This is a genomic window from Streptomyces typhae (genome assembly GCF_009755605.1).
Lineage (GTDB): Bacteria > Actinomycetota > Actinomycetes > Streptomycetales > Streptomycetaceae > Streptomyces > Streptomyces typhae.
This window is the reverse complement of record NZ_WPNZ01000024.1, coordinates 107,853-133,775: the sequence shown is the minus strand read 5'-3', so window position 1 is coordinate 133,775 and position 25,923 is coordinate 107,853. Positions and strand designations below refer to the sequence as shown.

14 protein-coding genes are annotated in these 25,923 nt (G+C 72.5%); 2 read left to right on the top strand and 12 right to left on the bottom strand.

Going from position 1 to position 25,923, the window contains the following annotated elements; translation table 11 throughout:
- Positions 1–24: 24 nt before the first annotated feature.
- From GPA10_RS33330 to GPA10_RS33300, 7 genes are all read right to left on the bottom strand, one after another.
- The gene (locus GPA10_RS33330; protein ID WP_157168720.1) at positions 25–1,728 is read right to left on the bottom strand and encodes an ABC transporter ATP-binding protein; all 1,704 of its coding nucleotides are present in this window, start codon (positions 1,726–1,728) and stop codon (positions 25–27) included.
- Positions 1,715–12,745, bottom strand: a complete 11,031-nt coding sequence (locus GPA10_RS33325) for a non-ribosomal peptide synthetase (RefSeq protein ID WP_157168719.1) — start codon at positions 12,743–12,745, stop codon at positions 1,715–1,717. Before GPA10_RS33325 ends, GPA10_RS33330 begins: the two co-directional genes overlap by 14 nt.
- A gap of 72 nt (positions 12,746–12,817) precedes the next feature.
- Entirely contained in the window at positions 12,818–14,605 is a 1,788-nt protein-coding gene (locus GPA10_RS33320; protein WP_343041607.1) for an ABC transporter ATP-binding protein, read from the bottom strand.
- A gap of 2 nt (positions 14,606–14,607) precedes the next feature.
- Positions 14,608–15,666: an iron-siderophore ABC transporter substrate-binding protein gene (locus GPA10_RS33315; RefSeq protein WP_157168718.1), complete on the bottom strand. Its 1,059-nt coding sequence runs from the start codon at positions 15,664–15,666 to the stop codon at positions 14,608–14,610.
- A gap of 112 nt (positions 15,667–15,778) precedes the next feature.
- The gene (locus tag GPA10_RS33310) at positions 15,779–16,639 is read right to left on the bottom strand and encodes an ABC transporter ATP-binding protein (protein ID WP_343041606.1); all 861 of its coding nucleotides are present in this window, start codon (positions 16,637–16,639) and stop codon (positions 15,779–15,781) included.
- A gap of 43 nt (positions 16,640–16,682) precedes the next feature.
- A complete protein-coding gene (locus GPA10_RS33305; RefSeq protein ID WP_343041612.1) occupies positions 16,683–17,762 on the bottom strand; it encodes a FecCD family ABC transporter permease in 1,080 nt (359 codons plus the stop codon).
- Positions 17,763–17,830: 68 nt separating this feature from the next.
- Entirely contained in the window at positions 17,831–18,886 is a 1,056-nt protein-coding gene (locus GPA10_RS33300; protein ID WP_157168717.1) for a FecCD family ABC transporter permease, read from the bottom strand.
- 211 nt (positions 18,887–19,097) lie between these two features.
- Here GPA10_RS33300 and GPA10_RS33295 point away from each other — a divergent pair, with 211 nt between their 5' ends.
- On the top strand, positions 19,098–20,045 hold the full coding sequence (locus GPA10_RS33295; protein ID WP_157168716.1) for a methionyl-tRNA formyltransferase: 948 nt from the start codon (positions 19,098–19,100) through the stop codon (positions 20,043–20,045).
- Positions 20,046–20,177: 132 nt separating this feature from the next.
- On the opposite strand, the gene GPA10_RS33290 is transcribed toward GPA10_RS33295, so the two are convergent.
- A complete protein-coding gene (locus tag GPA10_RS33290; RefSeq protein WP_058847129.1) occupies positions 20,178–20,735 on the bottom strand; it encodes a TetR/AcrR family transcriptional regulator in 558 nt (185 codons plus the stop codon).
- Between the two features lie 230 nt (positions 20,736–20,965).
- Between GPA10_RS33290 and GPA10_RS33285 the strand changes: the two genes are divergently transcribed.
- Complete coding sequence (locus GPA10_RS33285; RefSeq protein ID WP_157168715.1) at positions 20,966–21,424, top strand: nuclear transport factor 2 family protein; 459 nt, start codon at positions 20,966–20,968, stop codon at positions 21,422–21,424.
- 25 nt (positions 21,425–21,449) lie between these two features.
- On the opposite strand, the gene GPA10_RS33280 is transcribed toward GPA10_RS33285, so the two are convergent.
- The 4 genes from GPA10_RS33280 to GPA10_RS33270 all read right to left on the bottom strand — a co-directional run bounded on the left by GPA10_RS33280 (position 21,450) and on the right by GPA10_RS33270 (position 25,339).
- Complete coding sequence (locus tag GPA10_RS33280; protein ID WP_343041605.1) at positions 21,450–22,523, bottom strand: methyltransferase; 1,074 nt, start codon at positions 22,521–22,523, stop codon at positions 21,450–21,452.
- The gene (locus GPA10_RS43010; RefSeq protein WP_246260242.1) at positions 22,520–23,401 is read right to left on the bottom strand and encodes a helix-turn-helix domain-containing protein; all 882 of its coding nucleotides are present in this window, start codon (positions 23,399–23,401) and stop codon (positions 22,520–22,522) included. The genes GPA10_RS33280 and GPA10_RS43010 overlap by 4 nt, the downstream gene beginning before the upstream one ends.
- A 67-nt stretch (positions 23,402–23,468) precedes the next feature.
- Positions 23,469–24,785: a cytochrome P450 gene (locus tag GPA10_RS33275; RefSeq protein ID WP_157168754.1), complete on the bottom strand. Its 1,317-nt coding sequence runs from the start codon at positions 24,783–24,785 to the stop codon at positions 23,469–23,471.
- Positions 24,786–24,988: 203 nt separating this feature from the next.
- Complete coding sequence (locus GPA10_RS33270) at positions 24,989–25,339, bottom strand: hypothetical protein (protein ID WP_157168714.1); 351 nt, start codon at positions 25,337–25,339, stop codon at positions 24,989–24,991.
- Positions 25,340–25,923: the final 584 nt, after the last annotated feature.

Below are 25,923 nucleotides of genomic sequence, written 5' to 3'. Positions count from 1 at the left end.
GCCACCGGGCGGGGCCGGTCGGCGTCAGCGCGCGACCGCCCGGCAGTAACCCTCGTCGGTGGCGAGCAGGTGGCGGTGGGTGTCCTCGGCCGTGATGGCGCCCTCGTCCAGGATCAGGACCCGGTCGGCGACGTCCAGGAGGGCCGGGCTGCTGGTGAGGACGATGGTGGTGCGGCCGCGGCGCAGGTGCGCGATTTTGCGGGCGATGAGCTGTTCGGTGACGGCGTCGACGGCGGTCGTCGGGTCGTGCAGGACCAGGACCTCGGTGTCGGCGGCGAGGGCGCGGGCCAGCGAGAGGCGTTGGCGCTGCCCTCCGGAGAGGTTGGCGCCGCGGTCGCGCACGGCGTAGTCGAGTCCTTCCCGGTGCAGGGCCACGACGTCGGTCAGCATGGACGCCTCGACGGCCTCGGCGACCGAGCCGCTGGTGCCCGAGGGGTCGATGTTCGTGCGGAGCGTGCCCGCGAAGATCTCCCCGTCGTAGGGGTTCACCAGCATGTGCTCGCGGACCGCCGCAACCGAGAGGTCCGCGAGTTCCTGTCCGCTGACCCGCACGGTCCCGTCGTACGCGTCCGGAGGCACCTTCGCGGCGAGGATCGCGGCGAGGTCGGCGGCGGCGTGCGGCTGGTAGGCGGCGATCGCCACGAACTCACCGGCGGGCACCTTGAACTTCAGCTTGCGCAGGGATCCGTGGCGGACGCAGTCGACCTCCAGGTCGCCGCCCGCCGCCGGGCGCTCGGGGCCGGGCGTCGTCACCGGCGGGGCGTTCAGGACCAGGGCCATCCGCGCGGCGGACGCCCGCGCGATCATCACGTACTTGGGCATCTCCGAGAACATCTTGAGCGGTTCCATGATGAACTGCGCGAGTCCCACGGCCATGACGAGGTCGCCGATGCCGATCCCGCCGGTGAACGCGAGCCAGCCCGCCGTGAGGGTCACGGCGGCGGCGAGGACCGCGTTGAGGGCGAGGGCGGTGCCCGCGTACGCCCCGTTCACCTTGGCCACGGTGATCGCCTGCTGCTTCGCCTCGGTGCTGACCTCGCGGTAGGACCGGAACGCGGCGTGGTTGCCGCCGAAGCCGTGCAGCGGGCGCAGGCCGGTGATGAGGTCGGCGACCTTCGCGCCCGCCCGCGCCACGCGTGCCTGCTGTTCCTGGGTGCTCGCCCCGATCCGCTTCGACATGACACTCAGGATCGACAGGATCGCGACGGTCCCCACGATGACGAGGAGGCCGAGGCGGAGGTCGGCGAGGCCGAGGGCGACCGCCGCGACGAGGACCGCGACCAGCGAGCTGATCAGCATCGGCACGACTTCGACGATGTCGGCGGTCTGGTCGGCGTCCTCGGTGGCGATGGTCAGGACCTCGCCGGACTTCAGGTCGACGTCCCTGGCCACGGGCTGCAGCCCGCACTCGGCGACGCGCACCCGCCAGCGGTGTGCCTCGGTCGTGTTGGCCTTCTGCAGGATGCGCATCCCGAACCGCCACGACAGCGACACCGTCGTGATGATCACGGCGAGGGCGCCGATGGACAGGGCGAGCGAACCGAGGTTCCGGTCGTCGCGCAGGGTGTGCTCGACGATCATGCCGAGCGCGATGGGGAACGCCGTCTCACCCGCCTGGTACAGGCCCATGAGGAGCGTGCCCCAGACCATGGCGCCCACGTTGCGGCGCAGTGCGGTCCGGAGGATGTCGGACCCCGGTCGGGGCCGCTGCGTGTCAGGAGTTGTCATCGAGATGGCGGGCAATCGCTTCCGGGGTTCGCAGGGTGAACAGATCTCGGATCGTGAGGACGGGACCGAACTCGCGGCGGAGCAGCCCCACGAGGCGCACCGCCAGCATGGAGTGTCCCCCGAGGGACACGAAGTCGCTCACCGCGCTCACCTCGTCATCATCCAGGTCGAGTGCCTCGGCGAAGTACTCGCACACCACTGTCTCGGTCTCGGTCTCAGGGCCGCGCTCCCCCGCGGTGGTCAGCGCGCCGAGCGGCTTGGCCTCCGGGAGCGCCTTGGTGTCAGCCTTCCCGTTGACCGTCAGCGGGATCCGCTCGACCTGTGCGTAGTGCGTCGGGCGCAGGAAGTCCGGCAGCGCCGCGCCCACCTCGGCGGCGACCACCGCCAGGTCGGCGCCGTCGAGGACGAGATAGGCGGCGAGCCGGTACGCGCCGTCGACCCCCGGGTCGGGCTGTGCGACGGCGGCGGCGAACCGCACGGCCCGGTGCGCGGCGAACGCGGCCTCGACCTCGCCCAGTTCGACCCGGTGGCCGCGGATCTTGACCTGCTGGTCGGTGCGGCCGAGGTACATCAGGTTGCCGTCGGGCCGCCGGACCACCAGGTCGCCGGTGCGGTACATGCGCTCCCCCGGCGCGCCGAACGGGCACGCCACGAACCGGTGGGCGCTCTGCGCGGACTGGCCGAGGTAGCCGCGGGCGATGCCGATGCCCGCCACGTACAGCTCCCCGGGCACGCCGTCCGGCAGGGGCCGCAGCCACGGGTCGAGCACGTACACCTCGGTGTTGTCGATGGCCACGCCCACCACCGGGTCCTGGCACTCGAAGGTGCCGACGCCGAGGGTGTTGATGGTGTACTCGGTGGGCCCGTACAAGTTGTAGCCGACGGTGCCCTCGGTGTCGGCGAGTCGCCGCCACAGCGTCGGGGTGACGGCCTCGCCGCCGAGCAGCACGAGCGCCGGGCGGCGTTCCGGGTCGTCGAGCAGGCCCTCGGCGGCGAGCTGCTGCGCGTAGGTCGGGGTGACGTTGACGACGTCGATCCCGTGCTCCAGGCAGTACGCGACGAGGCCGGGGGCGTCGCGGCGCAGTTCCTCGTCGCAGATGTGCACCTCGTGGCCGTCGGCGAGCCACAGGAGCTCCTCCCACGACATGTCGAAGGCGAACGACACGGTGTGCGCGATCCGGAAGGTGCGGTGGCCGTGGTCGGCGAGGACCGGTTCGAAGATCCGCCGCTGATGGTTGATCAGCATGTTGGTGAGTCCCGCGTACTCGGTCACCACGCCCTTGGGCTTTCCGGTCGAGCCGGAGGTGTAGATGGTGTAGGCGGGGTGTCGCAGGCGGTCCGGGTCGTCCGGTGCGAACGTGACGAAGGGGTCGGCCGCCGGCAGCGGCCGGTCCAGCTCGACCAGGTCGCCGGGGCCGACGAGGTCCCCGGTCAGCCGGGGCGAGACGGCGCTCACAGTGAGGATCGTGTCCGGGCGGGCGTCGGCGACGATCGCCGCGATCCGCTCGTCGGGGTGGTCCAGTTCCAGGGGTACGTAGGCGGCGCCGACGCGCAGCACGGCGAACAGCGCCACGATGGAGTCGAGGGACCGCGGGAGCGCGAGCCCCACGGTCGTCTCGGGGCCGAGGCCCCGCAGGGCGAGCACTCCGGCCACCGCGCGGCTGCGGTCGCGCAGTTCGGCGAAGGTCATGGTCGCGCCGTGGGCGACGAGCGCCACGCGCTGCGGATCGCGGTCCGCGGCCCGGTCGAAGCGGTCCACGACGGTGTCCGTGCCGATGTCGGTGCGCACGGCCGGAGCGGGCGGCTGCCCCAGGCCGGGCAGTGCGCCGACGGGTCCTGTCGACCGGGCGAGGTCGTCCAGGACACGGAGGTAGTCGTCGAGGAGGCCGCGGGCGTTGGCAGTGTCGCCGTCGCGGTGCTCCAGCTTGACGGTGAGCCGGTCGCCTGGGGTGACGACCCAGGTGAAGGGGTAGTGGGTGGAGTCGTCGGCCTGCACGGACGTGATGCCGTGCCGGGCGTTCATCGCGGCGAACGCGTCCATGTCCAGGAAGTTCTGGAGCACGAACAGGTTGTCGAACAGGGTGTCGTGGCCGCTGCCCCGCTGGATCTCGCCGAGCCCCAGGTGCTCGTGCTCCATCGCCTCGACCCGGGCCGCCTGCACGGCCGTCAGATACTCCTGGACGGTGTCGGCGGGCCGGGCCCGCGTCCACTGGGGCACGGTGTTGAGGAGCACGCCGACGATGCCGGCGAGGCCCTCGCCGTCGCGGCCCGAGACGGTCACGCCGAACACGGCGTCGCTGCGGCCCGTGCGGGCGCCGAGCAGCAGCCCGAAAGCGCCGGTGAGGACGGAGTTCAGGGTGACGCCGTGTGCCTTGGCGGCCTCCCGCAGCAGGTCGGACCGGGCGGCGGAGAGCGTGTGGACCAGGGTGCCCGGCAGTTCGTCCGACAGGGCGGGGGCCGGTCCCGCGAGGAGCGTCGGGCCGGGCAGGCCCTCCAGGTGCGCGGCCCAGAAGCGCTCCGCGACGGCGGGGTCCCTGTCGGCGAGCGCCCGCGCGTGGTCCTCGAAGGACGGCGTGGCCGGGGCGGTGTCGAAGGGTTCGCCCGCGACGACCGCCCGATAGGCGTCGAACAGGTCGCGGAGCACGATCTCGCGGGACCAGCCGTCCCACAGCAGCAGGTGGTAGCTGAGGAGCAGCCCGTCGCGGCCGTCGGGCAGCCGCACCACCGTGAGGCGGATCAGCGGCGGCTCCCCGGTGTCGAAGCCGGTGTCGCGGTCCCGGACGCGCAGGGCCGCCACGTCCGCCTCGCTCGCCGCCGCCACCGTACGGACGTCGACGCGCCGTCCCGCCTTGAGCACCTGGACGGGGTTGCCGTCGTCGTCGGTGCCGAAGCCCGCGCCGACGACGGGGTGCCGCGCGATGACGTACGCCATCGCCTCGGCCAGGGCGTCGGTGTCAAGCCGCCGGTCGAAGGTGAACCAGCTCTGCGCGACGTAGTGCCCGGCCGGGCCCGCGAGCTGCGCCTGGAAGTACAGGCCGCGCTGGAGGGGGGTGACCGGGGCGGTGCGCTCGGCCGTCGTGGCGGCGGCCGCGATGCGGGCGAGGGCGCCGTGCCAGTGCTCGGTGATCTCGTCGGGGACGCCGTCGGCGAGGGTGAACGCCGCGTGCAGACTGCCGGTGTCGGCGTCGGTCCACGCGTTGACCTCGACGGCGTACGGGCTGCCCTGGTCGCCGCCGGTGAGGTGGAGGGCCTGCGACTCGCTGCCCCGGCCGAGGTAGTTGAACAGGACCTGCGGGCGGGCGGAGAGCAGCGGCGCCGTCTGCGGGTTGAGGTACTTGAGCAGGCCGTAGGCGAGGTGCGCGCGCTCGTCCGGCTGGCGCTCGGCGACCTCGCGCGCCGCCTCGACGGGGTCGGTGTGCGCGCTGAGCCGCACGGGCGCGATGGCGGTGAACCAGCCGACGGTGCGCGTGTAGTCGTGGTGGGCGAGGGCGGGGACGCGGCCGTGCCGCTCCAGTTCGACCGCCAGGTCGGTGGGCGTGTCCTGGACGCGGGTCAGCGCGGTGCGCAGCGCCCCGCACAGCAGCTCCGTGAGTCCGACGCCGAGCGCGGCGGGCGCGGTGCGGGTCACGAGGTCGCTGATGTCGGGCGGCAGGACGACCGCGGTCTCGCGCAGGCCCCTCCCGGTCACGTCGGCGGCGGGCAGCAGCGCGGGGGCGTCGAGCGTGGCCACCCAGTGCCCGAGGTCGTCGGTGGTCCGGGCCGCCTGGAGCGTCAAGGCTTCGGCGTACTCGGCGTACGAGGTGGTGGGCGGGGGCAGGGCCGTGCCGCGCAGGGCGGCGGCCAGGTCGTCGAGGAGGACGAGCCAGGACACCGCGTCGACCGCCAGGTGGTGCACGGTGACGACCAGGGTGCGGTCCGCCTGGAGCCAGGTGAACGCGGCGACGTCCCCGGCTTCGGGATCGAGGCGTCCCGCGGCCTCGTCGGCCGCCGCCGTGGCGTCGGTCGTGTCCGTGCGCGCGACGGTGATCTCGCGGGCGGGTTCGGTGCGCAGCGCCCAGACGCCGTGCTCGGCGCGCAGCCGCAGGCGCAGCGCCGGGTGGGCGGCGACGACGGCGTTCGCGGCGCGCTGGGCGTCGGCGAATCCGGTGCCCTCGGGTGCCCGGAGGACGCGTGCCTGGGCGAACCGGTCGAGGGTGCCGCCGAGTTCGCGCTGGCGCAGGATGATCGGCGTCGGCGGCAGCGGACCGTCCTCGTACCGGGTGGGCGCCGGAGCGGGCTGCGGGGCACTGGTTGCCAGATGCTCGGCGAGTCCGCGGGGGGTCCTGCACAGGAACATGTCGCGGGGCGCGATCGTCAGGCCGAGCGCGCGGGCGCGGTTGATCACGGTGATGGCGACGATGCTGTCGCCCCCGGCCTTGAAGAAGTCGGTGTCGGCGTCGACGTCGGAGCCGGTGAGCACGTCCGCGAAGATGCCGACAAGGGTGTCGAGCCCCGTCAGGGGCGCGGGGAACTGCGCGCCCGGCCCGGACACACCCGCACTCGAAAGCACACCGGCAGTGTCCTGCTCGGCCCGCTCGGCCAGAAGCGCACGATCGAGCTTGCCGTTGACGGTCAGCGGCAGGGCGCCCACCGCGAGGACACGGCCCGGCACCATGTGCACGGGCAGCTTCGCCGAGAGCAGCGCGGCGAAGTCGGCGGGCACCCGGCCCACGACGTGGGCGACGAGGTGGTCGCCGCTCCCGGCGACGGTGACGGCCACGTCGACGACGCCGTCGAGGTCCCGTACCGCGGACTCCACTTCGCCGAGTTCGATGCGGAAGCCCTTGAGCTGCACCTGGTCGTCGGCGCGACCGGTGAACCGCAGTCCGCCGTCGAGCGTACGGCGGGCGAGGTCGCCCGTGTGGTACATGCGGGAGCCGTCGGCCGCGAACGGGTCGGCGACGAACCGGCCCGCGGTGAGCGCGGCCCGGCCCAGGTAGCCCAGCGAGACCTGGTCACCGGCGACGTAGATGGCGCCGACGCGCCCCGGCGGGACCGGGCGGAGCCGGTCGTCGAGCAGATGGGTGACCAGGCCGGGAATGGGACCGCCGATGGGGCTGGCGTCGTCGCCGCCGTCGAAGTCGGCGTCCGTCAGGACCCGGTGGGTGACGTGCACGGTGGTCTCGGTGATGCCGTACATGTTCACGAGCTCGGGCGTGGCGGTGCCGTGCGCCTCCACCCAGCCGCGCAGGCGTCCGAGGTCGAGGGCCTCGCCTCCGAAGATGACGCGGCGCAGCGCCGTGGTGGGCGCGCCCGCGTGCCGGTCGGCCTCGACGAACTGGTGGAACGCCGACGGCGTCTGGTTCAGGATGGTGACCCCGCGCTCGCGGACGAGGCGGTGGAAGTCGACCGGGGACCGGGTCAGCGCGTACTCCGGGACGAGCAGTTCGGCGCCGTGCGTCAGCGCGCCCCACAGCTCCCAGACCGCGAAGTCGAAGGAGTAGGAGTGGAACTGGACCCACACGTCGTCGGGGCCGAACTCCATGGCGGGCCGGGTGTTCGCGAGCAGCGCGACCACGCTTGCGTGCGGGACGACGACGCCCTTGGGCCTGCCGGTGGAGCCGGAGGTGTAGATGACGTACGCGGGGTCGTGCCAGTCCGCCTCGGGTGCGGGTCCGGCCGGAGCCGGGGCCTGAGCAGGTCCGGCGGGGGCCTGCGCGGGTCCGCTCGTGGACTGCGGCAAGGAGTCGTCGCCCTGGACGAGTACCCGGGCCTTCACCCCGGTCCGCGCGAGGAGCCGCGTGAACCGGTCCCGGTGTGCGCCGTCCACGAGGACGACCTCGGGGGCGGCGTCGGTGAGGACGTACTCCAGGCGTTCGTCGGGATAGGCGAGGTCCAGCGGGACGTAGGCGCCGCCCGCGGAGACGACCGCGACGAGGGCGGTGACCTGCTCGACGGAGCGGGGCACGGCGACGGCGACGCGCTTGCCGGGGCCGACTCCGGCGGCGCGCAGGGCCGCGGCCAGTTCGTTCTTGGCGGCGGCCAGTTCCCCGTACGTCAGCGACCTGGTGTCGCCGTCCAGAGCGCACTGGGTGACGGCGGTGGCGGCGGGGTCGCGCAGGGCGGCGGCGTCGAAGAGGGCGCCCAGGGTCGTCGGCGTGACCGGGTCCCGGCGGCGGTCGCTCGGGGACGTCAGGTCGTCGATCCGGGCGTCGGGCCGGGTGAGCAGGCCGGTGAGGGTGTCCGCGAAGGTGCGCAGGATCGTTTTCGCGGTCGCTTCGCCGAGGAGCGCGCCGTCATGGATGAGGTTGAAGCGCGGGCGGCCGTCGAGGGTGCGCTCCACGACCAGCGTCAACGGGTAGTGCGGCGCGCCCTCGTTGACGATGTCGGCGACGACGAGCGTGTCGTCGGGCCGCCGCAGGGCCGCCACGTCGGTCGCGACGTCGAAGACGACCAGGGTGTCGAACAGCGGGCCCGCTCCCGTGTGCCGGCCGGTCCTCGCCAGCGAGACGTGCTGGTGCGGCAGGACCGCGCTCTGGTGGGCGCGTACCGAGGCGAGCAGGTCGCGGGCCGTGTCGGTGCCGGACCAGCGGGCGCGTACGGGAATGGTGTTGATGAACAGGCCCACCATGTCCTCGACGCCGGGCACGTCCGCGTCACGCCCCGACACCGTGGAGCCGAACACGACGTCCCTGCCGTGCAGGATGCCGCCGAGCGTGAGAGCCCAGGCGCTGTGCACGGCCACGCTGAGCGGCACTCCGGCGGCGCGGACGGCCGCGTCGATGTCCTCCCGCGGTTCGAGGACGGTGTCGGCGAACCGCTCGGAGGGAGTGTGGCCCTCGGCGACCAGGGAGGCGGCCGGCAGCTCGGCGAGTTCCTCGCGCCAGACCCGGTCGCTCTCTTCGTCGTCGCGTCCGGCGAGCCAGCGTACGTAGTCGGCGAAGCCGCCGAGGGGGTACACGGTGCCCGGCGCGTGGTACTCGGCGAGGAGCGCGCGCAGCATCGGCGGGACCGACCAGCCGTCGGCGATGATGTGGTGCACGGTCTGCACGAGGACGGTGCGGCCGGAGCCCGCGCGGACGAGGGTGTAGCGCATCAGCGGACCGGCGGCCAGGTCGAAGCCCGCCCTGCGGTCCTCCTCGGCGTACGCGCGGATCTCGGCGTCGGTGATGCCGGGGCGGTCGAGGGTGGTGAAGGGCGCCCGCAGGACGCCGTCGCCGCCGACGCCGCCGTCGAGGACGGAGACCACCCGGCCGTCGGCGAGGGCGACGAACCGCGCGGCGAGGTTCGGGTACAGCGTGAGCAGCCGGGTGGCCGCCGCCGCGAGCCGGTCGGCGTCCACCTCGCCGGTCAGCGTGAGGAGTTGCTGCTCGACGTAGGCGCCCGACGCCTCGTCGTCGAAGACGGAGTGGAAGTACAGGCCTTCCTGGAGCGGGGTCAGCGGCAGGATGTCCCGCAGCCGCGGGCCGTCCAGGGCGTCGACGTCGGCCTGTGTGAGGGCCACCAGGGGGAAGTCGCTCGGCGAGTGGCCGCCCTGGTCGAGCGCGGCGAGGCCCGCGAGCGCCTCCTGGAAGTAGCCGCCGAGCGTGCTGATGTCCTGGTCGGTGAAGACTCCGTCGGGCCAGGAGACGGTGGTGACCAGCTCGTACTCGCCGCTCGCCGAGGGTTCGGCGATCGCGTTGAACTCCAGGGCGCGCGGCAGCCGCATGGCGGGGTCGCGCTTCTCGCCGAGCTGCCCGGTGGTGTGCGCGAGCTGCCAGTCCCCGGCGGCGCCCGCGTCGAAGCGGCCCAGGTAGTTGAAGAGGACCTGCGGCGCGGGCGCGTCGAACGCGATGTCGGAGAGATGCCGCAGGACGCCGTAGGAGATCCCGTTGCGCGGCACGCGCGCGAGGTCTTCCTTGACGGCCTTGAGCGCGGCGGCGAGGTGGGCGGGCGCGGTCGGTGCGGTGCCTTCCGCGGGGGCGCCGGGGTCCACGGTCACCGGGAACAGGGTGGTGAACCAGCCCACGGTGCGCGACAGGTCGGGCTCGAAGCCGGCCGCGTCCGCCACGAACCGGCCCTCGCGGCCGTGGCCCTCCAGCTCGATGTGGGCGAACGTCTGGTCCTGTCCGAGGTCGCGGCGCCACCGGGCGAGGGCGACCGCGAGCGCGGTGAGGAGGACGTCGTTGACGCCCGCGTGGAACTTCGCGGGTATCTCGCCGAGGAGTGCGGTGGTGGTGTCGGCGTCGACGGAGACGGTGCGGGTCAGCTCCCGCGCGACGGTGTCCGCGTCGGTGAGCGCGCGCCTGCCGATCGGCTGGTCCGCTCCCGGCAGGGGCCGCTGGAAGTGGGCGCGGTCCGCGTCGAACCCGGCCCGGCCGAGGAGTTGCGTCCAGCGCCGGAAGGAGGTGCCCACCGGGGGCAGTTCCACGGGCTTGCCGTCGGCGTGCTGCCGCCACGCCGTGGCGAGGTCCTCCATCAGGATCCGCCAGGACACGCCGTCGACCACCACGTGGTGGGCGACGAGCACCAGTTGGCGCGCCGCGCGGCGCCAGACGGCGCGCAGCATCACGCCGTCCGCCGGGTCCAGGTGCGCGGTGGCGAGCGCCACGCACGCGTCGAGCGACCGGTCGCTCTCCTGCCATCCCACGGCAGCCCCCTCCGCTCCGGGGATGTCGAAGCTCCAGCGCGCGCCACGCACCAGCCTGGCGCGGAGCATGTCGTGCCGGGCCGCGACGGCGGCGAGGACCGTGTCGAGGGCGTCGGCGGTCAGGTCGGCCGGGGTGTTGAGGACCACGGACTGCACGAAGCCGTCGACGGCTTCGGTGGTCTCGCCGAGCCACTGCACGATGGGCGAGCCCACGACGGGGCCGGTCGCGGTGTCGTCGCGGTCGGCGGTGGCGGCGTCCTCGCGGCTCGCCACGGCGGCCAGGGCGCCGAGGACGCTGTGGGTGAAGATCTGCCGCGCGGTGACGTAGAGGCCCGCGTCGCGCAGCGCGCCGAGGAGCGAGATCGCCAGGATGCTGTCGCCGCCGATCTTGAAGAAGTCCTGGTCGGCGCCGACCCCGTCGAGTTGGAGGAGGGCGGCGACCGTCGCGCACACCACGCGTTCGTTCTCGGTGGCGGGCGCGCGGGACCCGCCGGTGCCGACGGCGGGCTCCGGCAGGGCTTTGCGGTCGAGCTTGCCGTTCGCGGTGAGCGGGAACTCCGTCATCACGACGACGTGGGCGGGCACCATGTACTCGACCATGTGCCCGGCGGCCCACGCCTTGACGTCGTCCGCGGTGAGGCCCTCGTGTCCGGAGGCCGGGATCACGTACCCCACGAGGTAGGTGCCGCCCGCCGTGTTCTTCTTGGCGACGACGCAGGTGTGGCGGACGGCGGGGTGCTCGGCGAGGCCCGCCTCGACGTCCTCGATCTCCAGGCGCATGCCGCGGATCTTGATCTGGTTGTCGGCGCGGCCGAGGAAGTCCAGGGACCCGTCGGGGGCGAACCGGGCGAGGTCACCGGTCCGGTAGAGCCGCGACCCGTCGGTGGCGAAGGGGTTCGCCACGAACCGGGACGCCGTCAGGCCGGGGGCGTTGACGTAGCCGCGGCCCAGCAGGAAACCGCCGACGTACAGCTCGCCGCCGACGCCGACGGGCACCGGACGCAGTTCCTCGTCGAGGACGTAGAGCTGGGTGTTCGGGTTGGCCTTGCCGATCGAGGTCGACAGGCGTTCGGCGGCGCCGCGGTAGATGACGTGGGAGACACCGATGGTCGTCTCGGCCGGGCCGTAGCCGTGGTACATGGGGATGTCGAGGCGGGTGCGGAACCTCTCGTACAGCTCCGGGGTGAGCACCTCGCCGCCGCACCACACGTGCCGCAGGCTGTCGAGGCGGCCGGAGTCGCCCGCGATGTCCAGGAGGACGTCCAGCATGGACGACACCAGATAGGTGAAGGTGACGCGCTGCTCGGCGATCACGCCGAGGAGGTGGTGCGGGTCGCGTTCGCCGCCGGGCCGCAGGACCACGAGCCGGCCGCCGCACACCAGCGGCAGGAAGATCTCGTTGAGGGAGATGTCGAAGGACAGCGGCGCCTTGAAGAGGGACGCGTCGTCGTGGCCGAAGCCGAGGATCTCGTGCACCTGCCACAGCAGGCGTTCGCTGATCGCCTCGTGGCGGATCATGGCGCCCTTGGGCCGCCCGGTCGATCCTGAGGTGAAGATGACGTAGGCCAGGGAGCCGCCGGGGGTGGTGACGCCGGTGCCGTCGGTGGGGTGGGAGGCGAACCGCCAGGCGTCCAGGTCGACGGCGACGGCTTCCGGTTCGCCCGGTTCGTGGGCGCCGTTGTCGTTGAGCTGCACCACGATCCGGGCGTCGTCGACGACGACGGCGCGGCGGGCGGCGGGCCACTGGGGGTCGAGCGGCACGAAGGCGCAGCCCGCGCGGAGCACACCGAGCAGGCCGATCACCATCTCGGCGGAGCGGGCGAGGGATATGCCGACCACCTCCTCCGCGGCGAGGCCGCGTTCGCGCAGGTGGTGCGCCAACTGACCGGAGAGGTGAGCTGCCTGACGGTAGGTCAGCGAGCGGCGCTCGTCGACGATCGCCACGGCGTCCGGCCGGGTCCTCGCCTGTTCGAGGAACATCTCCACGACGCTGGGGCGGACGCGGTCGGCCGCGGTGTCGTTCCACCGCGCCAGGGCTTCGAGGCGCGCGACCGCGTCGGACGGGCCGACGGTGCCGAGCGGCCGGTCCGGGAAGTCGGCGAGGTCGTCCAGGGCGCGCTGCGCCTCGGCGGGCGCGACGCCCTCGGGGACGGTGATGCTCAGGCCGTCCGCGCCGGGTCGCCACCCGCCGGGCGCGCGCCCGCCGTTGTCGACCCAGCCGAGGACGTCGGCGAACAGCGTGCCCGCGGTGAGGCCGATGCCGTTCGGGCTCTCGCCCGTCGCCCAGTGGGCGAGGGCGACGGCGCAGGCTTCGACGATGGTCCTGTCGGAGTAGTCGCCCGCCTGGCGGCGTACGTCGGCCAGGCGTGCGGGGGTGAGCAGTACGAGACCAGCGCGCGATTCCGTCATCGGGGACTCAGCTTTTCCTTCCACAGGCCGCACTCGGCCAACCGAGTGCGACCACACCTGACTGAGGGTTGCCTAACTACCTTCTCGCCACGCCTGCCACAGTCGCGCGTACCTGCCGCCCAGGGCAACCAGCTCGTCGTGCGTACCCTGTTCCACGACGCGGCCCGCGTCGAGGACGGCGATGCGGTCGGCTGCCATCGCCTGCGTCAGCCGGTGCGCCACGAACAGCGTGGTCCGGCCCGCGCACGCGGCGAGCACGGCCCGCTCCAGCTCGGCGGCGCCCTCGCTGCCCGCCTCCGCGGTCGACTCGTCGAGCACCACCACCGGGGCCCGCGCGAGGACGAGCCGGGCCAGGGCGACATGGGCCACCTTGGTCACGTCGAGGCGCTCCCCGCCCTCGCCGACCTTGGTGTCGAGCCCCTCGGGCAGCGCGTCGACCCAGGTGTCGGCGCCGACCGTGCGCAGCGCCTGCCGCAGCTCCGCGTCGCTCGCCCGCGGCGCCGCGAGGCGCAGGTCCTCGGCGAGCGAACCGGAGTACACATGGGTCTCCTGCGTCAGGATGCTCACCAGGGCCCGCGCGCCCGCCTCGTCGAGGGCTGCGAGGTCGGTGTCACCGATGCGCACGGACCCGGCCTCGGGCGTCCCGATCCCGGCGATCAGCGCGGCCAGGGTCGTCTTGCCCGCACCCGTCGCCCCCACCAGGGCGAGCGAACCGCCCGCAGGGATCGTCAGGTCGACGTCCCTGAGGACGGGGTGCTCGGTGTCGGGGTAGCGGTACGTCAGGCCCTCCACCGTCACCGCGTACGGCACGGCGTCGGCGGGCGCCACCGTCGCGTCGCCGACGAGCCGGTCCTCGGAGTCCTCGCCGAGGACCCCGACGAGGCGGGTCAGGCTCGCGCCCGACTTCTGTGCCTCGTCGAAGGTGAACATGATGGCGCCGAGGGGGGTGAAGAGGCGGTGGAACATCAGGGGGGCCGCCGAGACCTCGCCGAGGCTCGCGGCGTCCGCCTCCAGGAGCGCGTACCCCACCACGAGGATGAGGACGAGGCCGATGAACTCGGCGCGGTTCTCCCTGCCGACGAACCGGCCGAAGAAGCGGAACACCTCGATCCCGTACTCCCGCACCCGCCACGACTCGCTGGTGACCTTCTCGCGGAAGGAGTCCTCCAGGCGGTACGCGCGCACGGTATCGATCCCGTTCAGGCCGCTGATCAGCGCCTGGGCGCGGTCGGCCTGGGCGACACGCTGCTTGCGGTAGAGCGGGGCGGAGCGCGGCAGGTACCAGCGCAGCGCGAGGGCGTAGGCGGGCAGCGCGCCGGCGCCCGCGAGTCCGAGCCGCCAGTCGAGGCCGAACATGCCGACCGTGGCGATGAGGACGAGGACGCCCGCCGAGAAGACGGTGGGGATGGCCATGCGGATGCCCTTGGAGAGGACCGCCACGTCGTCGCCGACCCGGGAGAGCACGTCCCCGCGGCCGACCTGCTCGACGCGGGAGCTGGGCATGCCGAGGACCGAACGGACGGCGCCTTCCCGCAGTTGGGCGAGCAGGTCCGCGCCGAGGCGTCCGATGAGATACGTCGACACGCCGGTGGCCACCGCGCCGAGCAGCGCGGCGGCGGCCATCAGCGCGCCGACCGTGATCAGGACCGAGCGGGACTCGCCGTCGACCACCGCGTCGACCACGCGGCCGAGCAGGAGCACCGGAAGGACCTGGAGGGCGGCGCCCGCCACCGTGCTGAGCACGGTGGCGGCCGTCAGCCAGGGCACTTGCCGGCAGTGCGCGGCGACCCATCGGGTGGCCTCACGCCCGGACGCCGTGCGCAGGGCCGCCGGGACGGCCCGGGTTTCGGTGGTGCTCACACCTAGTCGACCGACTTGACGAGTTCGTCGATCGCGTACGGCAGGGAGAGCAGCGTGCCCTGCGACATGGCCGCGCCGACCGCCGGACCCTCGCTGTCGAGCAGGTACGACACGTTGCCCTTCTTGACCGCGTCCAGGTTGGTGAACAGCTTGAACTTCTTCAGGGCCTTCTGGTCGGCCGTGTCATTGATGACGAAGAGGTGGTCGACGTCGACGAGGTCGATGCGCTCGGGGGACAGGACGGTGAAGAACTTGCCGTCCGCGACCTCGTCGATCTTCTTCTGGCCCTTGAAGCCGATGCCCGTGACCAGGCGTCCGCGCACGTCGGTCGTGGTGAACGGCGCGACCGAGTCCTTGTACCAGGACAGCGGCACAGCCGTCTGCTTGGCGAACTCGGGGTGGTCCTTCTTCGCCGTGTCGAGCTTGGTCTGGATGCCGGCCACCAGCTTCTCGGCCTTGTCCTCCTGGCCGAGCGCCTTGCCGATGTGCACCGCGTTGTCCTGCCACGGAGCGCTGAACGGCTCCTTCTCGGCCTTGGTGCGGCCCACCGTGGGGGCGATCTTGGAGAGCTTGTCGTACGCGGCCTTGTCGATCTCGGAGTAGACCGCGATGATCAGGTCCGGGCGCAGCGAGGCGATCTTCTCGTAGTTCGGGCCCGAGTCGCCGTTCTTCATGACGACCTCGGGCTTGGTGTCGCCCCACTTGTCCTTCACCCAGGGCCACTGGGTGTTGATGTCGGGGGACTTGCCCTCCGGGTTCGGATACTGGTCGACCATGCCGACCGGCTTGACGCCGAACGCGAGGATCGCCTGGTCGTCGGTGTAGCCGACGGAGACGACCCGCTGGGGGGCCTTGGCTATCTTCGTGGATCCGAAGGCATGCTCCACCGAGACGGGGAACGTGCCGGCCGCGGCCTTGCCGCCGTCCTTGCCGGTGTCGGCGTCGTCGTTCGAGTCGTCCGAGCCGCATCCCGCGAGGAGGCCGACACCGAGGGCCGCGGCGGAGACCACTGCCGCGAGGCGGCGCCACGGCGTCGTACGCGTCGTTCGTTGGAGGTGCATTCGAGATCCCTTGCTCTCACGCCGTCCGGAACGCCCCTTCGAGGGCCCGGTGCGCCCCTGTCAGGGCAGGCAAACTTTACCGTGCAAAAGTGAGGTTAGCCTAGCCTTACTCTCACTTCGCGTTTGGCTCAATCCAGTCGAGCTGTACGTGAGTTCGACCGATCGGAACGATCAGCGGTCGGTCGCCCACCGGATCGTCGATCACCTTGGCTCGCAGGCCGAAGGCCTCGTACAGCAGTTCGGCGGTGATCACGTCGCGCGGATGCCCCTGCGCCAGGACCGAACCGTCCGTCATCACGACGAGGTTGTCGCTGTAGCGCGTGGCCAGATTGAGGTCGTGCAGGACCATCACCACCGTGCACCCGGACTCGTGCAGATCGTCCACCAGGTCGAGTACGTCGACCGCGTGCGCCAGGTCCAGATACGTGGTCGGCTCGTCCAGGAGCAGCAGGTCGGTACCCTGAGCCAGGGTCATGGAGATCCAGACGCGCTGGCGCTGGCCGCCGGAGAGGGAGTCGACGGGGCGGTCGGCCAGGTCGGCGACCCCGGTCATGGCGAGGGCCCGCTCCACCACGTCGGCGTCGTCGGAGGACCACTGCCGCAGCCAGCTCTGGTGCGGGTGGCGGCCCCTGGCGACCAGGTCGGACACCGTGAGCCCCTCCGGCGCGACCGGTGCCTGCGGCAGCAGGCCGAGCTTCTTCGCCACGTCCTTGGTCTTCAGCTTGACGATGTCCTCGCCGTCCAGGACTACTTGGCCCTTGGTGGGCCTGAGCAGCCGCGTCAGGGTCCGCAACAGGGTCGACTTGCCACAGCCGTTGGGGCCGATGATGGTGGTGATCACCCCGGGCGGTATCGCCACGTCGAGGTCGTCGATGACGGTCCGGCTGCCGTACCCGACGGTGACGCCGTTGGCTGCGAGACGTGAGTCGACGACGACGCCGGACCCGCTCTCGGTGATGTACTGCGCGGCCACAAGCCCCCCTCGCTTGTTAAGGTTTGCCTCACCTTTGTACCAGTTATCTGAGGTTCGCCCGCACCAGCAGATAGACGAGGAAGGGACCGCCGATCGCGGCGGTGACCACACCGACCGGAAGGCCGTCCGGCAGCACCGTGCGCGCGACGAGGTCCGCTCCGATCAGGAGCAGCGCCCCCGCCATGCCCGAGGCGACGAGGGGCGGCGTGGGGCAGCGCGCGAGGCGCATCGCCACCTGCGGAGCCACCAGCGCCACGAACGGCACGGGACCCGCCGCGCTCACCGCCGTTCCGGCGAGCAGCACCGCGCACAGCAGCAGGACCGCCCGCACCAGCTGGTAGCGGACACCGAGGCCCGCGGCGACCTCGTCGCCGAAGTGCATCGGCTTGAACTGGAAGGCGACGCACGACACGACGACCAGCAGGACGAGGGTGCCCCAGAGCGCGATCTCGACGTCGTCCCACGCCCGGTTGTCCAGCGATCCCACCAGCCAGGCCTGGGCCCGCGCCACGTCCCTGATGTCGGCCGAGACCAGCAGCCAGGTCGTGATGGCCTCCATGACGGCGCTCACCGAGATGCCGATGAGGATGAGCCGGAAGCCGTCGACACCGCGCCGCCACGCGAGGAAGTACACGAGCAGACCGGTGCAGAGGCCGCCGGCGAGCGCCGCGGCGGACAGGCCCACGGAGTCGACGACCGCCGTCGCGGCGCCGCCCGACGCGCTCACCAGGAACACCGCTACCGCGCTCGCGCCGGCCGTGATGCCGAGGACGTCCGGGCTGGCCAGCGGATTGCGCGCGATGGACTGGGTGAGGGCCCCGGAGACGCCGAGGGCGACGCCCACGACCAGCCCGGCGAGTGCGCGCGGCAGCCGCAGGTCCATGATGATGAACTCGTCGACCGGCTCGCCCCGGCCGAAGATCGTGGCGATCACCCGGGACAGGCCGATCTGGAAGTCGCCCACGCTGATGGACAGGCAGAACACCAGGAAGGTCGCGCCCGTCAGGAGCAGCGTGACGGCGAGGACGTAGGGCCGCCACACGAAGGAGAGGCCGCCGAGGCGCACACCGGGCGCCACCGCGGCCTTCCCTGCGGAGCCGAGCTCTCCCGGCTCTCCCGGCACCGCGGACCCGCCGGACCTGCCCGGCCCTCCGGGCTCCCCCGCCTGCGCGGACTTCACATCTGTCACGTTCACGCCTTCTTGAACTTGCCGCGCCACACCAGGGCCGCGAAGAACGGTGCGCCGAGGAGAGCGACGACGACCCCCGCGTCCAACTCGCCGGGGCGGACCACGAGTCGGCCCACGATGTCGCAGACCAGCAGGACGACGGCGCCGAGCAGGCCCGCGTACGGCACCAGCCAGCGGTAGTCCGGGCCGGTCAGATAGCGGGCGACGTGGGCCACCATGAGCCCGAGGAACGCGATGGGCCCGCAGGCCGCCGTGGCCGCACCCGCGAGCAGGGTGATAGCGACGATGCCGACGGTCCGGCTCCACGCGATGTTCACGCCGAGCCCGCGGGCCACGTCGTCACCGAGGTTGAGCAGGTTGAGGGCGGGCAGCGCGACGGCCACGAGGACCAGGCCGACCGCGACGAACCCCGTCACCGGCCAGATGACGTCGAAGCCGACACCGGCCACCGAGCCCGAGTTCCAGAACCGCAGCGCGTTCAGCGACTCCTTGTCCGAAAGCGCGATCGCCGTGGTCATCGCCGCGAGGAACACCGTGATGCCCTGCCCGGCCAGGGCGAGCGTCAGCGGATTGCCGGTCCCCCGGCCGATGCTCGCGACGCCGAACACGACGACTCCGGCGACGGCCGCCCCCAGGAAGGCGAACCACACGTACTGGAACGGATCGCCGAGGCCGAACACGGAGATCGCCGTCACGACGGCGAACGAGGCGCCGGCGTTCACCCCCAACAGGCCCGTGTCCGCGATCGGGTTGCGCGTGTACCCCTGGATCAGCGCGCCGCCGACGCCCAGCGCGATCCCCGCCACGATCGCGAGCACCGTCCGGGGCACGCGCACGGTCTCCACGATGAGCCGGATCTCCGTGAGCCGCTGGTCGGACTCGGGCTCCGCGAACAGCCCGTGCCACACCTCGGCGGGGCTCAACGCCCGCGCGCCGACGGCCAGGGACACGGCCGCCGCGATCACGAGGATCGCTGCAAGCGCGCTCAAGCCCGCCATCCGGCGCCGACGGGCCCCCATGACACTGGGTGCGGGGCGCTCAACTGCAGTCGTGCTCATGTCGAAGTACGTTATCCCTCTGATCCACCGGGGACGTATTAGTCCTGAGCGTCATGGAGTTTAGGTGAGCCTAAGCTAAAACTATGACAGTGTCGACAGGGCAAAACGGATGACCACCCCCATCAACTGGGGCATCGTACGCGCACGTTGAAAACTAAGGTAAGCCTTGCTTTACTGGCGCCGGTCAATCCCTGCTCCGAGGAGGAACCCCATGCGGGTCGTCATGTTCGGTTATCAGACCTGGGGGCACCGCACCCTTCAGGCCCTCATCGATTCCGAGCACGACGTGGTGCTGGTGGTGACACACCCCAAGAGCGAGCACGCCTACGAGAAGATCTGGAGCGACTCGGTCGCCGATCTCGCCGAGGCGAACGGCATCCCCGTCCTCATTCGCAATCGACCCGACGACGAGGAACTCTTCCAGCGGCTCGAAGACGCCGCCCCCGACATCATCGTCGCCAACAACTGGCGTACGTGGATTCCGCCGCGCCTCTTCGACCTCCCCCGCCACGGCACACTGAACGTCCACGACTCACTGCTGCCGAAATACGCGGGTTTCTCCCCCCTGATCTGGGCCCTGATCAACGGCGAGTCCGAAGTGGGCGTCACGGCGCACATGATGAACGACGAACTCGACGCCGGTGACATCGTCCGCCAGGAATCCGTGCCGGTCGGTCCGAAGGACACCGCCACCGACCTCTTCCACAAGACCGTCGACCTCATCGCCCCGGTCACCATCGGCGCCCTCGACCTCATCGCGTCCGGCAAGAAGGACTTCACCCCGCAGGACCGGACACAGGCGAGCTTCTTCCACAAGCGCTCCCTGGAGGACAGCCGCATCGACTGGACCTGGCCCGCCGCGGACCTGGAGCGCCTGGTCCGCGCCCAGTCCGAGCCGTACCCCAGTGCCTACGCCTTCCACAAGGGCAAGCGCCTCGAGGTCCTGGCCGCGGTCGTGTCCGAGGGGAAGTACGGCGGCACCCCCGGCCGCATCTTCTACCGCGAGGGCGAAGGCGTGGTCATAGTCGCCGGCGCCGACGCCCGCACGGGCCGCAACCACGGCCTGGCCCTGACGCGCGTCCGCACGGAGGACGGCCGCGAGCTGGCCGCGAGCGAGTACTTCACCGCCATGGGCGGCTATCTCACCAGCCGCCCCTGACCCGACGGCGGTCCGCCGCCCCGCGCACGGTCGCGCGGGGCGGCGCGCTGCGTCACGCGTTCGTGGGCGGCGGTCCGGCGTTCGTGGGCGGTGGTCAGCGTCGGTGTGCGGCGATCAGCGTCTGCGGGGCGATCAGCGACGGTGCGCGGCGATCAGGAGGCGGGTGGCGTTGGCCGCGTGGGTCGCCGGGGCGGTGCTGCGGGTGATCGCGGCGCTCACCATCGCGCCCTCGGCCAGCAGGAAGACCTGCTCCCCGAGCTGGACGGGCAGACCCGCCCGCGCCACCAGCTTCGCCACGTAGTCCTTGAACGCCGCTTTGTGCGACCTGACTTGGCGCGCGACCGGTTCCGACGCGGCGCCGAGCTCGCCGTACGAGTTGATCCAGGCGCAGCCGTTGAAGCCGGGCTCCGCGAACCACTCGCCCAGCCGGTCGAAGACGGCCACCACGCGCCGCTCGGGGTCCCGGTGCCGTTCGACGTGCTCGGCGAGGCGCTCCCGCCAGTGCGCGTCACGCCGCTCCAAGTAGGCCTCGACGAGCCGTTCCTTCGCGGGGAAGAGCTGATAGAGGCGCTTCAGGGAGACGCCCGACACCGCCCGTATGTCGTCCATGCCGACGGCCTGGATGCCGTTGCGGTAGAACAGCTCCTCGGCCGCGTCCAACGCCCGCTCGGTGGCGACTGTGCTGTCCATCGGCCGAACTCCTCCCCACTGCCCCCGCGGAACAACCGTACCCCTGCCGCCACGGGCGGACCGCAAGGGTGCCTCCCCGGGGCTGGATTTGCCGCACGGGCAAACGCGCTACCCCGGAGGACGGTCGTTCCCTAGGGTGGGGACGGCGAGGAGGAGAACGCTCGTTCTCCCCCTCGCTCCACCGGAGTTCGCGTTCGTCCAGTTCCCTGGAAGGCCAGGAAGGAACCACCATGGCAGCACGCCCCCCGCTTCCGCCGTTCGACGAGGAGAGCGCCCTGCGCAAGGTGCAGGCCGCCGAGGACGCCTGGAACACCCGCGACCCCGAGCGCGTGGCGAGCGCGTACACCGTCGACTCGGTCTGGCGGAACCGGGACCGGTTCGTCACGGGCCGCGCCGAGATCGTTCGGTTCCTGCGCGAGAAGTGGTCGCGGGAGCAGGACTACGCGCTGCGCAAGGAGCTGTGGGACTTCCACGGCTCCCGGATCGCGGTGCGGTTCCAGTACGAGTGCAGGGCCGCGGACGGCCGGTGGTGGCGCAGTTACGGCAACGAGCTGTGGGAGTTCACCGAGGAGGGCCTGATGGCGCGGCGCGAGGCCAGCATCAACGACGTGCCGATCACGGCGGCGGAGCGGCGCATTTTCGGCCCGCGTCCTGACGGCGAGCGTCGGCAGCCGCTCGCCGTCCGCTAGCGGCCGACGGGCCGGTGGCGGGCCGCTACTCGTCCACGGCGGCCTCGACGGCGTGGAAGGGGCGGGCCCCGGCCAGCGGAGTCACCGAGGTGACCGTCAGGCCCGCCCGGTGGCACAGGTCCTCGAACTCCGCCCGGGTGCGTTCCCTGCCGCCCACGTTCACGAGCATGTTGAGGTCGCTCAGGTAGGTGAGGCCTGCGGTCTCGGGGTCGACGACCTCGGGCAGCACGGGTTCGACGATCAGGACCCGGCCGCCGGACGGCAGCGCGGCCCGGCAGTTGCGCAGGATCGTGACGACGCGTTCGTCCGGCCAGTCGTGCACGATGCTCTTCATGAGGTGCAGGTCGGCGCCCTCGGGCACGGAGCGGAAGAAGTCCCCCGCAACCAGGGAGCAGCGGTCAGCGACGCCGTTGCGGCGCAGGGTGCCGGGGGCCTGGGCCAGGCCCTCCTCGGTGTCGTAGACGACCCCGGTGAGGGCGGGGTGCGCGCCGAGGACGCCGCTGAGCAGGGTTCCGTCGCCGCCGCCGATGTCCATGACGGTGCTGAAGCGGCTGAAGTCGACCGCGTGCGGCAGTACCGAGGCCGTCTGCCGGACGGCCTCGCCCATCGCGCCGTTGAACGCGGCGGACAGTTCGGGGTTGTCCTTCAGATGGCCGAAGAAGTCCGTGCCGTGGATCTTGTCGAAGGCGATGTCGCCGGTGCGGACGCTGTCGTCGAGCTGCTCCCAGGACCGCAGCATCATGGGCTCGGTGAACATCCGCACGAAGGACGTGAGCGCGCCCGGCCGGCCGGGGTCCAGGAGGGCGCCCGTGGACGTGACGGCGAAGGTGCCAGGCGCGCGTTCCTCCAGCAGGCCGAGAGCGGTCATCGCGCGCAGCAGCCTGGTCATGGGCTGCGGCTGCGCGGAGGCGAGGGCGGCGACGTCCGCGGCGTCCTTCTCCTTGTCGCCGATGAGTTCGACCACGCGCAGCCGCAGGGCCGCGCGCAGCGTCTGCGCCGCCATGCCACCGAAGGCGATCTGGACGATCCGGCCGATGTCGGCCGCTGGCGCCGGTGCGGCCGCGGCGGCGCCCGCGGCCTGATCCTCGTTGTGCGTCACGGTGCTGTTCCCTTCACTTGCTGTCGGTTTCGTTCGGTGGTGGCGTCGTCCGGGTCGATGGAACTCACCGTCCGTGCCAGGTCCCCCGGCGTGCCGCCGGTGAAGGCACGCACGTCCCGGTGCAGATGGGACTGGTCGACGTAGCCGCAGGCCAGCGCGGTCTGCGCGGCGTCGGCACCCGCGGTCAGACGGCGGGCCGCACAGTGGAAACGGACCAGCATGGCCGCGCGCTTGGGGGTGAGGCCGAGTTGCGCGGTGAACCGGGACCACAGCCGTGTGCGGCTCCACCCGGTCGCCGCGGCCAGATCGGCGACCCGTACCCGGCCCCGCCGCGCCACGATGTGCGACCAGCACGCCACCACCTCCGCGTCCGCCGTCGGGCCGCGTCCGCTCCAGCCCGCGAGGAACCCCTCGACCAGGGCGAACCGCTCCGGCCACGTCCCCGCCCCGGCGAGCCGCTCGCTCAGCCGGCGCCCGTGCCCGCCCCACAGGTCCTCGAGACCGGCCACCGCGGTGTGCAGGTCCACCGGCGCGGCGTCGAGGAGCGAGTAGGCGGCCACGGGTGACAGGCGCAGCTCGACGCAGGCGAACGACGCCCCCTGTATCCGCGTCGGGCCGGGGGCGGGACCGGCCACCAGGCTGCCCACGGCACGCCGGTCCACCCTCTCTGCGCTTCCGTGCTCCCTCTCCACGCTCAACGGCGGTCCCCCGAAGCCGAGTACGACCGTCAGGAACGGCTGGGGGAACACGCGCATGTCCAGGCCCCCGGACTCCGGGCAGCGGTACCCGGCCATGCGGACGCCGTCCACCGCCGGTGTGCCCGCGCCCCGCACGGGCCGCACGATGTCCCAGCCTTCTCCCGCTCCGTCGCTGTGCATGCCCCCACGGTGCCCGACCCGGCCGCGCCCGTCTTGGAAGAATGTTCTCCGCGGGGCCGGGGTGCCGTCACGCCCGCGGCGTGACGATCATGTGGATGTCGTCGGCGGCCCAGAGCACGAACCGTTCGATCGGCGTCACCTCGTGTCCCGGTGCGGGCCGGAACCGGAAGCGTTTGAGGAGCACGGCGAGGACCAGTTCGGCCTCGACCATCGCCAGGCCCGCGCCCTCGCAGCTGCGCGGCCCGAGGCCGAAGGGGATGTAGGCGAGGCGGGGCCGCTTGGCGACCTCGTCCGGGGTGAACCTGCCGGGGTCGAACCGCTCCGGGTCCGGCCAGTGGTCGGGGTTCATGTGGACGGCCCAGAACGGATAGAAGACGGTGGCGCCCGCCGGGATCTCGTAGTCGCCGACGGTGAGCGCTTCGGTCGTCTCGCGGGCGCCGTAGGGGCCCGGCGGGTACAGCCGCATCGACTCCTTGAGGGCCATCTCCAGCCGCGTGAGCCGCTTGAGGTCGGCGTGGTCGGGCGTCGCGCGGTCGCCGAGCACCTCGTCCAGCTCCTCGACGACGCGTGCCGCCGCGTCGGGATGGGACGCCAGCAGGTGCAGGGTCCAGGAGACGGCCACGCCGGTGGTGTGGTGGGCGGCGAGGAGCGTCACCATGACGGTGTCGCGGATGCGCTCGGGCCGCTCACCGGCCTCGACGAGGGCGCCGATCAGGTCGCTGCGGTCCGTGCGGCCGCCCTCGCGGTGCGCCTCGACGACCCGGTCGACTGTTTCCCGCAGATAGTCGAGGGCGTTCTCCGCGCGCCGGGCACGCTCTTCCTGCGTGCCGGGGACCGGCACCTGGTACAGCCGCCCCAGGTACTCGGTGAGGACCTCCTCGAACGCCTCCGTCACGCGGTCCGGGTCCGCTGCCTCGCCGCCCAGGGCGTACTCGCAGATCATCCGCAGCGTCAGCGCGGTGAGGTCCTTCTGCACGGCCAGGGGGCCGTCCGCCGCCCGCGCGGCCCAGCGGTCCGCGAGGGCGGTGGTGAGAGCGGAGAAACGCGCGAAGTGCCGTTCGTGCGAGGGGCGTCCCGCGAAGACCGAGAGGAGCACCCGGCGCCACGGCGTGTGCTCCTCGGCGTTGAGCACCTGGAGGTTCTCCGACTCGCACAGCGGGGCCAGGAACTCGAAGAGCCGCTCCGGCCGTTTGTCGATGTGCGCGGTGGCTTCGAGGAGGACGGGGTCGGCGATCGACACGGCCGTCTCCGCGCCCGGGAGCTGGAAGCGTACGACCGGTCCGTACGCGGCGTGCAGCCGCAGCTGGTAGGTGTGCAGCCCGCCCGCCTCCGCGACGGCGCCCACCCCGCCGTCCGCCCGCGGCTCGGGTCCGGGGATCCGCATGACCACACCTCCGATGACGACGATCTCGACAACGATGACGAGCGCGGCGAGGTCGGCGGTAGGGGGAATTCCGGCCACGTGTCGGTGGTACGGGGCTGCGGCGCGGGGCGGTGGCGCCGTGCGGGGCGGTGGCGCCGCTGTCGCTGTCGCTGTCGCTGTCGCTGTCGCTGTCGCTGTCGCTGTCGCTGTCGCCCGGAGTGTGCTCAGCCCGTGGCGCGCGCTTTCCGGTAGCCGAGGATGAGCGCCGTGAGCTGCGGGTTGAAGCCCTCGGCGGCTTCGAGGGCGGCGTCCGGCAGCGGGTCATCGGCGTCGTACCCGAGGGCCGGGCGTCCGGCGAGGTGCCCGCACAGGGCGTCCAGATGGTCCAGGAGGGCCGCGTCGCGGGCCTGCTCCGGGGTGAGGGAGCACAGCCACGCGTGGCGCGCAGCCGGGGCATCGGGGCGGGGCGGCAGCGCCCGGCGCAGGCCTTCGGCGCGGGCGGACAGGGTGTTCCACACCGGCAGGCGCAAGGCTGCGACCAGGTCGCCGGGTGCGGTGTGCGAGGCGGTGGTCATGTCCCCACCGTCGCAGGGGGCACTGACATCGGCCCGGTGACGGAGCGGAGATTCGCCGGGGTCAGCCGTCCGGGCCCGCTCGTTGCGGCAGGTGGGCCACGCCGAGGGACCCGACGGCGGCCCTGGCGCGGCACCGCTCCGGCGGCGACGGGATAGCGAGCGCGAAAGCCCCGCCGGGCGGCAGGACGTGACAGAGCGGGCCCGGCACGCACCGGCACGGCAGGGCAGGGCCCGGCAGGGCAGGGCCCGGCACGACAGGGCCCGACACGACAGGGCCCGACACGACAGGGCCCGACACGACAGGGCCCGACACGAACCAGTCCGGCACGAACCAGCACGAACCAGCACGAACCGGCACGGCCCGGCCCGGCACGACAGGCACGACAGAGCCCGACCGGCACGAACAGGCCCGGCAGCGCACAGCAGCGCCCGGCAGGACATGGCAGAGCCCGACCGGCACCAACCGACCCGGCAGCACACGGCGGAACACAACAAAGCCCGACCGCCACCAACCGACCCCACAGCACACGGCAGAACACAACAAAGCCCGACCGCCACCACCCAGCCCGACAGCACACGGCAGG